Annotated in this window: 13 protein-coding genes; 6 read left to right on the plus strand and 7 right to left on the minus strand. The window is 35.4% G+C overall.

All coding sequences use genetic code 11. The features are described from left to right. Nucleotides 1–16: 16 nt before the first annotated feature. The 4 genes from G8E00_RS03010 to G8E00_RS03025 form a co-directional block, all read right to left on the minus strand. Complete coding sequence (locus G8E00_RS03010; protein WP_166221889.1) at nt 17–1,804, minus strand: DUF2326 domain-containing protein; 1,788 nt, start codon at nt 1,802–1,804, stop codon at nt 17–19. Next, nucleotides 1,801–2,043 carry an ABC-three component system middle component 8 gene (locus tag G8E00_RS03015; RefSeq protein ID WP_067869457.1) on the minus strand — a complete coding sequence of 81 codons (243 nt, stop codon included), beginning with the start codon at nt 2,041–2,043 and terminating at the stop codon, nt 1,801–1,803. The genes G8E00_RS03010 and G8E00_RS03015 overlap by 4 nt, the downstream gene beginning before the upstream one ends. Beyond that, complete coding sequence (locus G8E00_RS03020) at nt 2,040–3,014, minus strand: ABC-three component system protein (RefSeq protein ID WP_166221891.1); 975 nt, start codon at nt 3,012–3,014, stop codon at nt 2,040–2,042. Before G8E00_RS03020 ends, G8E00_RS03015 begins: the two co-directional genes overlap by 4 nt. Nucleotides 3,015–3,192: 178 nt before the next feature. Continuing rightward, nucleotides 3,193–4,812 carry a hypothetical protein gene (locus G8E00_RS03025; protein WP_166221893.1) on the minus strand — a complete coding sequence of 540 codons (1,620 nt, stop codon included), beginning with the start codon at nt 4,810–4,812 and terminating at the stop codon, nt 3,193–3,195. Nucleotides 4,813–4,868: 56 nt separating this feature from the next. Here G8E00_RS03025 and G8E00_RS03030 point away from each other — a divergent pair, with 56 nt between their 5' ends. After that, nucleotides 4,869–6,140, plus strand: a complete 1,272-nt coding sequence (locus G8E00_RS03030; protein WP_166221896.1) for a site-specific DNA-methyltransferase — start codon at nt 4,869–4,871, stop codon at nt 6,138–6,140. A gap of 945 nt (nt 6,141–7,085) precedes the next feature. Next, nucleotides 7,086–7,733, plus strand: a complete 648-nt coding sequence (locus G8E00_RS03035; RefSeq protein ID WP_166008470.1) for a HEPN domain-containing protein — start codon at nt 7,086–7,088, stop codon at nt 7,731–7,733. Nucleotides 7,734–7,859: 126 nt separating this feature from the next. Here G8E00_RS03035 and G8E00_RS03040 read toward each other — a convergent pair whose 3' ends face one another. Both G8E00_RS03040 and G8E00_RS03045 read right to left on the minus strand, forming a co-directional pair. Beyond that, a complete protein-coding gene (locus G8E00_RS03040) occupies nt 7,860–9,062 on the minus strand; it encodes an MFS transporter (RefSeq protein ID WP_406741447.1) in 1,203 nt (400 codons plus the stop codon). A 52-nt stretch (nt 9,063–9,114) separates the two neighbouring features. Then, entirely contained in the window at nt 9,115–9,576 is a 462-nt protein-coding gene (locus tag G8E00_RS03045; RefSeq protein ID WP_166008469.1) for a RidA family protein, read from the minus strand. 71 nt (nt 9,577–9,647) lie between these two features. On the opposite strand from G8E00_RS03045, the gene soxR reads away from it, so the two are divergent. Then, complete coding sequence (soxR, locus tag G8E00_RS03050; RefSeq protein ID WP_166221898.1) at nt 9,648–10,133, plus strand: redox-sensitive transcriptional activator SoxR; 486 nt, start codon at nt 9,648–9,650, stop codon at nt 10,131–10,133. A 34-nt stretch (nt 10,134–10,167) separates the two neighbouring features. Here soxR and G8E00_RS03055 read toward each other — a convergent pair whose 3' ends face one another. Then, nucleotides 10,168–11,094 carry a DMT family transporter gene (locus G8E00_RS03055; RefSeq protein WP_166221900.1) on the minus strand — a complete coding sequence of 309 codons (927 nt, stop codon included), beginning with the start codon at nt 11,092–11,094 and terminating at the stop codon, nt 10,168–10,170. A gap of 886 nt (nt 11,095–11,980) precedes the next feature. Here G8E00_RS03055 and G8E00_RS03060 point away from each other — a divergent pair. The 3 genes from G8E00_RS03060 to G8E00_RS03070 are packed head-to-tail and all read left to right on the plus strand — an operon-like array spanning nt 11,981 to nt 14,892. Beyond that, entirely contained in the window at nt 11,981–13,108 is a 1,128-nt protein-coding gene (locus tag G8E00_RS03060) for a Re/Si-specific NAD(P)(+) transhydrogenase subunit alpha (protein WP_166008466.1), read from the plus strand. Nucleotides 13,109–13,119: 11 nt separating this feature from the next. Beyond that, on the plus strand, nt 13,120–13,443 hold the full coding sequence (locus G8E00_RS03065) for a proton-translocating transhydrogenase family protein (protein WP_166008465.1): 324 nt from the start codon (nt 13,120–13,122) through the stop codon (nt 13,441–13,443). A 3-nt stretch (nt 13,444–13,446) separates the two neighbouring features. Then, entirely contained in the window at nt 13,447–14,892 is a 1,446-nt protein-coding gene (locus G8E00_RS03070) for an NAD(P)(+) transhydrogenase (Re/Si-specific) subunit beta (protein ID WP_166008464.1), read from the plus strand. Nucleotides 14,893–14,985 lie beyond the last annotated feature (93 nt).

Consider the following 14,985-nt stretch of genomic DNA (forward strand, 5'->3'; position numbering starts at 1 on the left):
AATCATTACCTCAGTATTACCAAGTTTGCATTTTAAATAGTCTACCTTGCTTCCCATCATCATGAAGGCGAACTATAATTTCAGAGTCAGTAATCCATTCACTAACTTCTTCATAGTCATTTGGTATATCTGCTTGAATCATAGTAATGATTTGTTGAATTCCTTCATTCCCGAGCGAATAGATTTCTTTCAGCAAATTTTCTTTTTTTCTGTCATCTAAAGTCTCGAAAACTCCATCATGAAAAACAAAATGAGGGAAATTTTTATTTTGATAAGCCTTTAACATTGCTAAATCAAAGGCAATACATAACAGCTTTTTATAAGAATTACCTTTATCTGCGCTTGTCTTGTTTCCAGTAGAATCTAGAAGGCTAGCAGAGAAACTAACATGGTTTTCATTATTAAGATTCACAGAGAGCATAGCAGGTTCTGAAATTACCGAGTTAACTAAGTGGCTGAAATTTAGACGAATATTTGCAAATACTGATTCAGAATTTGAAGCTGTATTTGATTCAATACTATTTTCTATTGTTGCTACTACTTTTTCATAATCTGCTTCTTTTATACGAATCGAGTTTTGTATTTCTTTGGCTTCCTGAAATACTAAACTTTGATCTTGAAGATAAGAAATGTTACTTTTAATGGTAGCAATTTCATTAGCAAGAACTTTATATTTGTCTAAAATATCATTAGAGTTTAATAGCTCTAAGCTTTCAGAGCGTTTAATATTTAAGTCTTTTAATGAGTTAGATAGATCATTAATTTCCTGCTCAAGTCGAGTTTTTTCTTTTAATAAAAAAGAACGTCGTTCTTTCAAAATATCATTATGAAATTCAATTAATTGATTGTAATCTTTAACAACTTGATCATTAAAAATAATGCCAATATCCTGAAAAAGCTGTTGAGTTTCTTTCACATTAAATTTGATTTTTGAATCAGACAATGAAATATTGATTTGGTCTAAATTAGCTTTTTGATAGTAAAGATCATTATTGATCTTACGGATATCTTTTCCAAATTGCTTCACTAAATTGTCAGTAGTAATTTGATCAACAGAACTAAAGTCTAGAGATTTCAATTGATCCTCTTTAATCTTTAGGGTCTGATTTTTAATTGCAATTAAACCTTCAATTTCAGATATATTTTTTGCTTCAACAGTAGGTAAGATTTTTTTCTTCTTATCTTTAAGATCTTCTAATTCAGATTCAATCTCATACGACTGCTCAATTGCTTGAGAGTCTAAACCTAAGATTTTAGCTAATAATGGTTTCCATTGAGAATGTGCCCCTTTAAAACCTAGGTCAAATGGGTCATCAAAATCATTTTGACTTCTTAATAAATATCCAATCACTTTCCTGAAAGAATAAGGGGAAATTTCTGTTAAGTTTAAATAACTATCTAATAAATGCTTCGATTTATCATATCCAACTTCAAAATGATCCCATTGATCATCGGGAATATTTTTATAGTCTTGAAACTTTTCTTTATGCTGTTTAAAACTGAATTTTGAGCCATTTTTTACACTTCTTCGAATTGTAAGAAACGTTCCAGTTTGTAACTCAATTTCAAGGAAAAAAATAAAAGATGCGAACTGTTCGTTAGCAAACAAGAAGAAGTCTTTATCTTTTTTTGAAACTAAACAAAAATTGATCAGATCCCTAAGTGTCGATTTCCCTAAATTATGAGTATCTTTTTCAGTATTTGTTGATAGTCGAATTTCAGCTAAGACAACATTCAATCCACTATTAAAGTGGATGTCATCAAAATACTGTTGTTGATTACTGTATAATTTAGATAATTTCATGAATCAATGAACTCAATTGAGTCTGTTTTGATATGGTATTTAATTTTACCTAATAAAAACAAAATGCTAAGTGCTGGTATGAATAAAAATTCGCCGCCTTCAATGTTTTTCTCTATAAAAGATTTCAACTCATTAAAGTTACAAATTCTATTCTTTGCTAAATATTTAAGCATTAAAGTAGCTGCATAAATTGCAGTTTGGTCTGGGTTTGTGTGTTTAGTTGGTAATACATAGCTCATGATTCAACCAATCCGATATCACAATTCCAATACATATAAAATACTACAATATGAGTTAAAGACTGTGCTTCTTTTTGGCGTAAAAATTTGCTTCTGCTTTTAATGATATCTAAAAGTAAGTTGTATAGGTCATCAAAGCGTTCGTACTGAGCAATTTTTGCGAGTACTTTAACTTGGAAGTCTTCAACTAAATTGGTATACATTTCCCTAATTTCATTATTAGCTGGGTTCTGTAAAAATTTATCAATTACAGAGGTATAGCTTAAATACTTACCTAGTAAATAATTTGATGTAGCCTCTGAAAAATTATTTAGTTCATTCTTCTTCTTAAAAGTTGTTCTTTTTGTAGGATGGTCTTCTGGAATTTTTCCTGCTAATTCCTTACTTAGTTCTTCACATCCTTGGTGTAGATGTTGAATAAACTCACTCAAAGCAGATGGATTAATGTTGATTGGGAAATTTGATGGTTTTAAATCAACTTTGTCTGGGATATCAGAAAAATCTTCTAAGCAGCTCTCTATATATTCGATTCCTGCTAAAAAAATGTTTTCGTAAGGAATTCCTGTATGGGTATTTATTAGGACTCTAATTTTTTCCTCTGCAATTCCACCTAGCTTTCGGTTGGCAAAAAGCATGTAGTTCTGTAGTTCACCACGTTCAAATAGTTTTTTGACTTTATCTAATTCTTTATAAATTGTGCATGATTCTACACCTTCTTTAAAGAAATCTGGATCGCTAAATGAAGTATTGTATCCTGCTGTAAACTTTGCTTGGATTACAGTTATGCCTTCCCATGGGCATGCAGTACTTGGGAATAGAGCGGCTTTGCCGTGAAATTTTGCATCTCTGCCACCGTCTTTCCCAGGTGCAAAACCTTGAACGCCAATTCCGAATAATTTTTTGCAAATTTGGACAACTAATTTCTCAAAATTGTCATCACCAATTTCTTCATATCGATAATTTAAATACATAAATCCCCAACCAACTAAACTTTATGAATTTTTTCAGTATTATCTGTCGTAAGCAAACTTATTTGTCCTAAGTTGATAGATTAGCTAATCTTGAGGTGTTTTTAAATATTTTATTAATATCTAATACCTTAGATTAATATCTTTCATAGGATTATATTGAATGCAGAGATACGCTACTTTAATAACGTTTTAAGACTCCCTCATCTAATAACCACTCAATATCTGTAATAAAGTCTGTCGGCGTAATATTCAATGCCTTACAAATACTACAACATATACTAGATAACTCAGATTCTTTAATACCAAAATGTGCTCCATATCCAGGAGTGATAAGGTATTTTTGGCTAGATTTGTCTTGAGTAGATAGTTTTGAAGAGTGATTACAAGCGACATCCAAGATTAATATTCTACGAGCAACTTGTATGTGCTGAGAAGGTATAGCAAACACATTTTTATCATTAACTGTAACTAGACCATTTTCTAAACTACTTTTAATGGCTCTTTCTATTTCTATAGATGAGTAACCATCATTTTGCAATGATGTTATAAGATCTTCGTTAGAAAGGGGGGAGCTAGTAAGGATGGCATGCTGAATTTCAATAGCTGTAAGAAAGTCGATCTTTTGAAATTCTCGTCTGAGACGAATTAATATACTTTTTACTTGAAAGAAGGATTCCGTACTAGAAAAGGATAACATGTGTTCTAGATCCCCTCGAAGAGCAGCATAGTACCCAGCACCATCTAGGTATTCAACAAATTTTGCATTTGGATATTTGGTTAAGGTAAATGCTCTTGAACTTTGAGTCTGATCAACAACTTTGTGGGAGACACTACCAGAGTCTCCAGCATAGAACTGTGATTGAATAAAAAGTTTTGGCTTAGGTTCCCAGTTATCAATTTGATATGGGATGACAAAATCATAAGCACGCGTTTTCTTTTTTCTTTTTCCATCTTCAATGACTTCATCATCACCAATTTTTACATCAGTAGTATTAAAATCAATATCTGCCCTTAGACCAATTTTGGATAGCTTTTCTCTTAGAATCGTTTCAGTGACATGTCCACCTGAAGCAGATACACTTCCTCTAACTTTAAAAATAGTACAGGAATTTAATAAATATTTACCTAGATTAAGCCCATTAGGGCTGTTAGATAATTGAACAAATGAATGACATATCGCCCAAAATTGTAATAAATCCTCCTCATCCTCGAGGATCAGTTTTGTGTACTCTTCTAGAAAAATTCTAAAGTAAACTTCTAAATCAAAAAATGGTTCTGTTTTAACAGCTTCAGGATATTGTGTGCCTACATAACAGCTTGCTAGAGTACGTGAAATATAATCAGATTTTGTTGTAGATGGAATATCCGAGAGTCTAAATAATATTTGTTTCTTTATCGCGCCACGCTTAGGTATTTGTGCTGCAATATCATCCTCATGCAGCTTTATTAAAAAATGATTCTTTAAGTTGTTATCAGTAGCTCCACTCGTTAAGAAGAGGAGGTTAAAAAAAGAGTAATAAAAATTACAAATAGTATTTTCATCATTACCAAAATCAGTTCTAGAAATCATTTCAAAACTAGCGTTTTTCACTGCGTTGATGAGGTTATTGATGGAGCATGTAGCTGGTTCGGAGAACATACTTAGATAAGGAGCTAGCGTTGAAATGCAGTTGCAAAGAGATGTAATTTCCGAGTTAAATTTATCTGAATCTTTAATTTTATCTAGCTTGGCTGTAAGCCATTGATCAAACTCTTTAAGTTGTTCTTGTGTAGTTAAATTCTCAGCATTTAATCTCATTGCATTCCTTCTCTTAAGCAGGCTCAGTTATAATGTTGATCTAAGTAGGAGCCAGCATGCTATCAGTAATTGAATCAAAAATCTGCAAGTTACAACAAGAGTTTTCTAATGACGGAACTTGTGATTTTACATTTGATCGTAGTGAAAATAATTCTTTTTTTTCAGTCGATTGGAGTGTTAATGATGTAGCTCTTTTCTCTGGGGATAATTTAACGTCATTAAAAAAATTATTGATGACAGAGCCAGGTATTGTTGACTTGTGTTATATCGACCCACCTTACAATACATGTTCAAATTTTATCTATGCTGACAATAGAAAATCTCCTGAAACTGGTTTGTTAGGATCCCATGAAGCATGGATGCAATTTATGCTTCCTCGATTAGTGATAGCTCGTGAATTGCTAAAAGAAAGCGGAGTTATTGCAATTAGTATTGATGATTATGAATTTCCATATTTAAAAATTTTAATGGATAGAATTTTTGGCGAAAAAAATTTTATTGGTAATATTGTTGTTTGCCGTTCAAAAAATGGAAGAGGGAGTACAAAGAATTTAGCATCTACTCATGAGTATTTACTTGTATATGGTAAGTCAAATAAGGTGGCTCTAAGAGGAGAGTCTGATGAAGATACAATTTATGATAAAGCAGATGCTTATGGGAAGTATCGTATAGATGGATTGTTTAGAAAAAAAGGTGAAGGTAGCCTTAAAAGCGACCGCCCTTTGATGGCTTTTCCACTTTATGCAAATCTTGAGACGGGTGAAGTCTCCGTTGACCCTTGTGAAGGGTGGGAAAAAGTTTTACCAAAGGATTCAAAAGGAATTGATCGTAGATGGTTGTGGGGAGAGACAACTACGAGAGAGCGTGTATGGCAATTATATTCAAGTAAAAATGGCGTAATTTACGTTAAAAACTATGCTGGAAAAGAGAGTGGTCAAAAAAGGAAAAAGATTCGAACTATATGGAATGATCCTTCTCTTTATACTGAAAGAGCAACTAATGAGATCACAAGTATTTTTGGTCAAAAGATATTTGATACGCCGAAACCAATTGAATTTATTAAAAAAATTATTGATGCCATGTCTGAAGAGAATGCATTGGTTTTAGATTTTTTTGCAGGTTCAGCGACTACAGCACATGCCATTTATGAATTAAATAAAATGAATGGTGCAAATCGAAAATGTATATTGATGGAATCCTCAGATCAAATACCAAATAATCACGTTGCTTATGCAGCAGGATATAAAAGAATAGTTGATGTTTCGATTGCTAGACTTAAATATATTCATGATAAAGATCAAGAATTTAAATTTGAAGTTTTTGAATAATCTGGGGAATTTTTAATTGAAGTTGAATATACTTCACTAATCTAAAATAGACCGTTATAAGTCATTTTTTGTGTCAAAGTATCTACCAGATCCATGATATGAAAAGCTATGGACTCACAACAAAGAATCCGTGGTAGGTTTATGAAAAGCAAACTTGCTTTTAGGAGGAGCTAGTATGTTGTCGAACTGGGCATTGAGTATATTAGAAGATTAACTGACACAAAATTATGTTAGGTATGATCAATTACTTCCAATTAAATAATAGTGATAACTTTCACTGTTAAACATTTCTATTACAAATCAAATTGTTGTGAATTCACGAAATATTAAGAAAATAATTTAGTCTTATTTAACATATAAAGTTAATAATGAAAGAATAAATGTGAGTGTGGTTCTCACATTTATTCTAAAGATTTAATTGGTTGCAGGAGTGAGCTCACAACGTGAAGATAAGAGTTGAACATCTTTACAAGTGTGGACAAAACTGTGCACATTGAAGATTTCCCTATATTTAAAGATCAATTAGCTAAAGAAGTAGTGGCTCGCAGAGCTTTTGCGATTATTTCCCACTCTAATATTTAAATTTAAGCGGTTCCGCTTTTTTCTAATAATTATTTTTTTACACCAAATTTACACCAATAGTTTATTTTTTAAATATAACACTTTGAATTTTATTTATTATATTTTAAATGTCGTCCAATCCATCATCGGGGCAACCGAAATACGAGGCTGTAAAGATTGGATGTTCGACATAAACGAGACCTAAAAACTTAAAAACAACAAGAGGGCGGAATTATACGAGGTTTAGTGAAAAATCGACAGTACAGAATTGAAGTGCATAATTTAACACGATAAAAAAACTCAAAAATCTATGCCGAATGAATTGTACATTGCTCAAAAAATAAGTATGTTGGAACAATAAAATAAAAATCAGGGGCGGATAACATGATGGTTCTAGAAGAGATTTTCAAACATAATAAAAATAGAAACTCTGACCGATTCAATCTGCGTATTCATCGTGGTTTAAGTTGGTTTAAAAAAGCAATCCTTCTACACGACGACTCAGATTTACAATTTATTAGTTTGATGATCGCTTTTAACGCCATCTATGCAGAAGAAACAGAAGATATGATTCGAGATCAACACAGTCTAAAAGTGTTTCTCAACCGTATATATCATCAAGATTACGAAAAAAAATTCTACGAAACTTTGTGTGGAGAAAATGCACAAACAATTCAAATGTTTTTAGAAAGCCCATATTTGTATCAAGGCTATTGGGATTATAAAAACCAGAAAATCAATCAAATGACGTGGAAACAAAGTTTTGAAAATGAACAAATCCGCATATTGCAGGCATTTCGAAATAAAGATGCTTGCGATATTTTATTGATGATTTTCGATCGACTTTTTACTTTACGCAGTCAAATGATTCACGGTGGCGTGAGTTATAAAAGTTCGATGAATCGAAAACAGTTAGAAGATGGATGCCGTATTTTATCCAGTTTAATGCCAACGTTTATTCAAGTCTTAATCGAAAATGCTGAAATGATGGATGTCGACAAACCTTATTATCCTGTGGTGCAAATGTCTTAAATTTTTTTAGGTATAGCTGTGAAGCAGTCTTAAAAATAAATCAGTCATAGATCAAAGCCTCATCCGAAATTTGATGAGGCTTTTTGATTAAAACAGGGCAATCGTTAAAATATCAATACAACAACGCTATAAGGAAGACGCTTTGTATTGAGCAACATAGCGCTGATCCAATAGAGCAAACACAGCAGCAAAAAAGACCAAGCCTAAACCCACTATACATGCCATTGCCCAACCACCATGATGCCATGCGTAAATACCGAGTGCAGAACCTGTTGCACCACCAATAAAATAACTGGTCATGTAAATTGAATTAATACGTGATTTGGCATCTGGACGTAAATTAAAAATCACATTTTGATTGCTGGTATGAACAGCGGCCAAACCTAAATTGGTTAAACCAAAACCAATGATATAACTCCATAAATAATGCTGACCCAAATATAAGAAAATCCAACTGGTTGCTAATATTGCAATCCCTGCCCAAGTAATGGCTTTGCCAAAACCCTGATCGGCAATTTTCCCAATTTTTTTAGTGGCCAATGCCCCAAAGATTCCAACCAATGTAATGCATCCAACCATGACGTCGGTCAATTTAAAAGATGAGGTCATGAGTATGGCAATGGTGGAAAACAAAATACTCATGGTGGCAAAGGCAAAGGCTCCCGTTAAAGCACGGTACACCAGTCGACGCTCTTCTTTAAGTAAGATTCCCATCGATTTAAAAATACTGAAATAACTCATTTTTGTGCTGGCCAAATAGGGCAAACGAGCATTTAAAACCACTGCCACCATCAGCATTAAAATCCCGCTAATGATATAAATCAGTTTCCAGTTAAATAAATTGGAGAGTAGTCCTGCCAGGCTGGTCGAAACTAAAATACCGACCAATAAGCCACTCATAAGCAAACCCACCACTTCACCTGTTTTATTGGGTTTTACAGCCATGGTGGCAAAAGGAATGAGAATTTGCGCAGCTACGGAAAAGAGCCCTGCAATGATCGTTCCCGCCCATAGCATCACGAGATTGCTTGAAAAAGCACAAATAAATAATCCCAACGCTGAAAGAAACATCAGAAAGGGGATAAATTTGGTTTTATTTAAAATGTCACCCATTGGCACAATAAACAATAAACCCAGCGCATAAGACACTTGAGCAAAAGTCACGGTAAGCGCCACTTTAGATTCAGGTTCTTGAAAATAAAGCTGAATAGAGTGAATTAAAGGTTGTGAGTAATAGTTCGCACCAGCACAGATACCACAAGCAATCGCCATCAGCCAAAGTAAGGCTTTATCTTCACTAATATCTAAAGGATTTTCAATCGAGTGCATTTTATTCCTAGTTCAATTCTTATGCTAAATAAGTCAATAATCTAAAGCTGTATTAAAGCACATATGCTGTGGCATCAATTTCAATGAGCATTTCAGGTTTTGCAAGACAGGGTACAGGAATGAGTGTACACACTGGAAAACGAGAATCTGACCAATATTGCTGGCTGTGCTGAATGAGTATGTCGTGCTTATGGGTATTATGATCGACCATCAATACTTTTAACACTGCAATATCTGCAAATTGACCACCTACAGCATGTAATGCATGTTCCAAATTTTTAAATGTTTGCTGAACTTGCTCAGTAAAGTCGGAAGATAAATGGCCTTGAATATCTTCGCCGCTTTGACCTGCAATATGAATGATGCGGTTAAAATTTTGAACTTCGACGATATGGCTATATCCGAAAGCGCTAGGATCATAAAGCGTTTCGGGATTGATTAAGGTAAAACAAGTTTGATGCTGTTGGGTTTGAATTGCAGGCAGATGCGTATTTTGCTGTGTTGTATTTTTCATGAATGATTCATATCACAATCTAAAGAGTCTGTTAGTATCAAAGCTCAAGTTAACTTGAGGTCAACAACAAAATGCAAAATAAATTAAATTCATGGATGACAATAGGCGACTTAGCAAAACGCAGTGATGTGAGTGTTGCGACACTTCGTTTTTATGAAGAAAAAGAATTGATTTGGAGTATTAGAACTGAAGGTAATCAGCGACGTTACCAACGTGCCATGCTCCGCCGAATTGCCATTGTAAAAGTGGCGCAGCAAGTGGGTTTAAGCTTGGCGGAAATAAAGCAAGCATTTACAGCATTGCCAAAACAAAAAATGGCCAGCAAGGACGACTGGCAAAAGATGTCGCAACAATGGCAACAAGATCTAGATCAGCGAATCATCAAGTTATTACAACTCAGAAACCAACTTAATTGGTGTATTGGATGTGGTTGTTTATCTCAAGAACAATGCCCACTGTACAATCCTGATGACATTATGGCGAATGAATCTGCTGGCGCACATTTTAAAGATATTGTACTTAAGTTCAGTGATTTAGATCAGGCTAAAGAATCATAACAAGTAATACATGCAAGGCATTCTCAGTTTTTGCTTAGTTGCCCAGTTTCTTTTTCGATAAGGTAATAATCATCACGCCTATAATATTCAATGCACAGCCGAACCACTGAATATGATTCATCGTTTCACCTAAAAATAAAGTTGCAAGAATAATCGTCAAAATGGGGCCAATGGATGCAATCATGGCAGATTGCGATGCGCCAATTCGAGCAATACTTTGCGCAACAAGGATGGTAGGTAAAACTGTAACCGCAAGTCCTAAAGCGAGTCCGTACCATAAAACACTGTTCGGAAGCTGAGCGATTAGTTGTATGGGTTCAGGTGTTGCAATGAAGAAATGAACCAGTGTACCAAGACATGCAACACTTAAAGCCAGTCCTGTAAAATTCCAAGAACCGAACTTTGCAATTAATTTAGGCGTAAGTAATAAATAACATGCAAAGCTGATTGCACTGGCAAAAACTAAACTTACCCCTAACCAAAAGTAACCTTCATGTGCCACATTGCTTTGTTCTTGAAGCATAACGATGATCGTACCGCCGTAACTCAGCACAATCGCGATAATTGTTTTCAATGTGAGAGGTTGCTTATAAATAAAGCTCGATGCAATAACCGTCAATGTGGGATATAGAAATAAAATAATGCGTTCAAGTGATGCGCTGATATACATGAGGCCACTAAAATCAAGCCAACTTGAAAAGTAGTAACCAAGCAATCCTGCCAAGATTAACAATGCCCAATCTTTAGATTTTACGTTGCTGTTATGTCGACGATTCAACCAACACAGTAATAAGAAAAAAGGCAAAGCACTGGCCATTCGTAGCGCCATGAGTACCGTTCCATCGACCAAAGGCGATAGTGCATAAGCCTGTTTAATAAAAATGGCTTTGGTGCTAAACAGAAATGCGGAACCAATGGCAAATAAAGAGCCAACTTGAACGCTACTCAGTGGAATTTTCATTGAAATTATATTCAGATATAGCTGATTTAGCTTTGTGAAATGGGTTAAATTGAGTATAGGGCGCTATTGAGCAAAGATAAAATTCTAAATAATCATTATAATTATAATTTTTAAGAATGAATTTCCGATTTAAATATAACCATACTTTAAGACAAGTGATTGGTTTATCATCTGTAAATGATATGGTTTTGATGGGTTAAAGGCAATTTGCACTATTATTGTGCGTAAATACATATAATTGTATGATTTTTAATTCATCATCATCAAACAAAATGGTGCACTCATTATTTTGAAAAAAATAAAAATAAATTGTAAGACATTATAACGATAAATATTGGTGCGAATTATTCAGACCAATCTCGCTTATCTGTTTAAATTTAGGACTTCTTTTCTCTTTCAATATTGAAATAAAATGAATATTAAATCAGCAAAAATTTGCCCTTTTTTTGCTGTGATATTTCTGTCATTTCGGCAAATTCTATTTTTTTAATACTCTAAAAGCTATTGAAACTGTGGAATCTAAGTCATTTTAACTCAGGACATTTGGGATAAATTTGGTGGCTAAAATGTCAAAAAGAGCAATTTGGTGACCCATGCCAACTTTTCAGTATAAAAAATGACTTTTCGGTCATGATTATTCAATTATTTTTTTGCATATTAATTAAGCGGAAAATCATGAATTTTAGATAAATTTATATCTTGAATAGATATATCTGATCTCTGATTAAACAATGTAATTTTTGAAAATGTGATCATTTATTAAATAAATATTGGGTAGTATTTTCGAAAAGTTCAATTAGAATCCAAAAATTCGTACAAATCCATCCAGGGGACGCATCGCGGATTGCGATGTTTACTTTAAGAAAAATTAGCTTGAGGAATGCTCATGCAGATCGGAATCCCTACCGAAACTGTCGTCGGTGAAAATCGAGTCGCCGTAACGCCAGAGACAGTAAAGAAGTTAGTTAGCGCTGGTCATAGCGTGGTCATTGAACGTGGTGCTGGTGTAAAGGCAGCGTACATTGACAGTGCGTATGAACAAGTTGGCGCTACGATTAAAGATGATGCCTACACAAATAGCCAATTGATTTTGAAAGTTCGTGCACCTAAGGGTGATGAAATTCAAAAGCTTGCAGCCAATACCACTGTGGTGGCAATGTTTGATCCGTACCGCAATACAGAACTTGATCAATTTGCAACTCAGCAAGTATCTGCGTTTGCACTAGAGCTTTTGCCACGAACATTATCTCGTGCGCAAAATATGGATGTGCTTTCCTCTCAAGCCAATTTGGCGGGTTATAAGTCAGTATTGTTGGCTGCGAATGAATATCAACGTATGTTCCCAATGTTGATGACAGCTGCAGGTACAGTTAAACCTGCACGTGTTGTGATCATGGGGGTGGGTGTTGCAGGTTTACAAGCCATTGCAACCGCAAAACGCTTAGGTGCTATTGTTGAAGCAACCGACTTACGTCCAACTGCACGTGACCAAGTTGAGTCACTTGGTGGTAAATGGTTAGACGTACCAATGTCTGACGAAGAAAAGCAGAAAGCTGCTGATGCTGCCAAAAACGGTTATGGTTGGATGCCTGGTGAACAGTACATCAAAGATCAAGCGGTGATTGTCGATAAAGCTGTTTCAAATGCGGATATCGTGATTACCACAGCCTTACTTCCAGGTCGTGATGCACCGCGTTTAATTAAAGCTGAAACAGTTGCCAAGATGAAACCTGGTTCAGTGATTTTAGATATGGCAGTTGAATCGGGCGGTAACGTTGAAGGTTCAAAATGTGGTGAAACAGTTGTAACGACAAATGGCGTCAAAATTCTAGGCGTGCCTAATATTCCTGCGACAGTGGCAACGGAAGCATCTGCATTGTATGCACGTAACGTTTTCAACTTCGTAGAAACATTATTTGATCAAGAGAAAAATTTTAAAATCAATCTCGAAGATGAAATTCAAAAAGCATTACTTGTAACGCATAGCGGGCAAGTACTGTTGAAACGTGGTTAAGGAGACTGATCATGGTTGAAACAATTACAATTTTTGTCCTCGCTATTTTTGTAGGTTACTACGTCGTTTGGGGTGTAACGCCTGCTTTGCATACGCCGTTAATGGCGGTAACCAATGCATTGTCATCCATCATTATCGTTGGTGCGATGATTCAAACTGTTGGGCTTCCAATGATTGGTGTTGAAGGTAATGTTACTTTTCAAACAGTGAACGTTGTCAGTGTATTAGGAGCGATTGCTGTATTCCTTGCGAGTATCAACATTTTTGGTGGCTTTGCAGTAACAGCACGTATGCTTGAGATGTTCAAGCCTAAACAAAAGAAAAAAGAGGGCTAAATCATGGAATTTATTCGAGAGTATGCGGATTGGTTCTATTTAATTGGTGCCGTTCTTTTTATCTTAACTTTACGTGGTTTGTCAGGTCCTAAAACAGCAATTCAAGGCAATCGTTACGGTATGATCGCTATGGCGATCGCAGTATTAACCACATTCTTTGTTGCAGATAATCCTGTTGTTTGGATGATTGTGGGTGCAATGGTGTTAGGTGCTGTGGTCGGTATTGCACGTGCACGTACGGTTCCTATGACGCAAATGCCAGAAACTGTTGCCTTAATGCACTCTTTAGTGGGTTTGGCAGCGGTGTTAATTGCAGTTGCTGCAATTATTCACAACAACAAATTAACAGAATTGGGTCCAGATTTACTTGCAGCAAATGGCGTTGATTTTCATCAAATGAGCCGTGTTCATTTGTTTGAATTATTTGTAGGTTGTTTCGTAGGTGCAATCACATTTACTGCTTCTGTATTTGCTTATGGTAAGTTGGCTGCGAAGAAATGGGCGAAAACCATTTCAGGTGCTTGGGTAAAACCAGTGCAGGCAATCATTTTTATTGCAATGTTAGGTTTTGGTATTCACTTCTTCCTGACAGGTAATATGACTTCATTCTGGGCAATGACTGGTTTAGCGCTTGCTTTTGGATGGGTATGGATTGCACCAGTCGGTGGTGGTGATATGCCAGTCGTGGTATCGCTTTTGAACTCATTCTCAGGTTGGGCAGCGGCAGGTATTGGTTTCACACTTGAAAACAATATGTTGATTGTTGCGGGTTCGCTTGTGGGCTCATCAGGTGCGATTCTGTCTTACATCATGTGTAAAGCAATGAACCGTTCAATCATCAACGTTTTGTTTGGTGGTGCGATGGGTGGTACTGCAGTTGCATCAGCAGATGCAGGAGATAAAGCGCCACGTAATCACCGTTCTGGTTCTGCAGATGATGCTGGTTTCTTAATGTCAAATGCGGATAGCGTTGTGATTGTACCGGGTTATGGTATGGCACAAGGTCGTGCACAGAATGCAGTCAAAGAACTGGCAAACTTGCTCAAAGAGCAGGGAGTAACGGTTCGTTTTGCGATTCACCCAGTTGCTGGTCGTATGCCTGGTCATATGAACGTATTATTGGCTGAAGCAGATGTGGCGTATGAAGACATTTTAGAGATGGATGAGATTAACTCAGACTTCCCTGCAACAGATGTGGTACTTGTGATTGGTGCAAATGACGTTGTAAACCCAGCGGCTAAAGATGATCCAAATTCACCAATTTACGGTATGCCAATTTTGGAAGCGCATAAAGCACGTACCATTATGGTGATTAAGCGTTCTATGGCAACGGGTTATGCTGGTTTAGACAATGACTTGTTCTACAACGACAAAACCATGATGATTTTCGGTGATGCGAAAAAAGTTGTTGAGGATATGACCAAAGCGATTAATGGTGGTGGTCACTAAGGCTTCAACATTCTTAAGTTAGAAATTGATTAATGAAAACCGACTTCTAAGTAAGTCGGTTTTTTATTAGTCAACTCTTTATAGGGATTTAGA

Source organism: Acinetobacter shaoyimingii (genome assembly GCF_011578045.1).
Taxonomy (GTDB): Bacteria; Pseudomonadota; Gammaproteobacteria; order Pseudomonadales; family Moraxellaceae; genus Acinetobacter; species Acinetobacter shaoyimingii.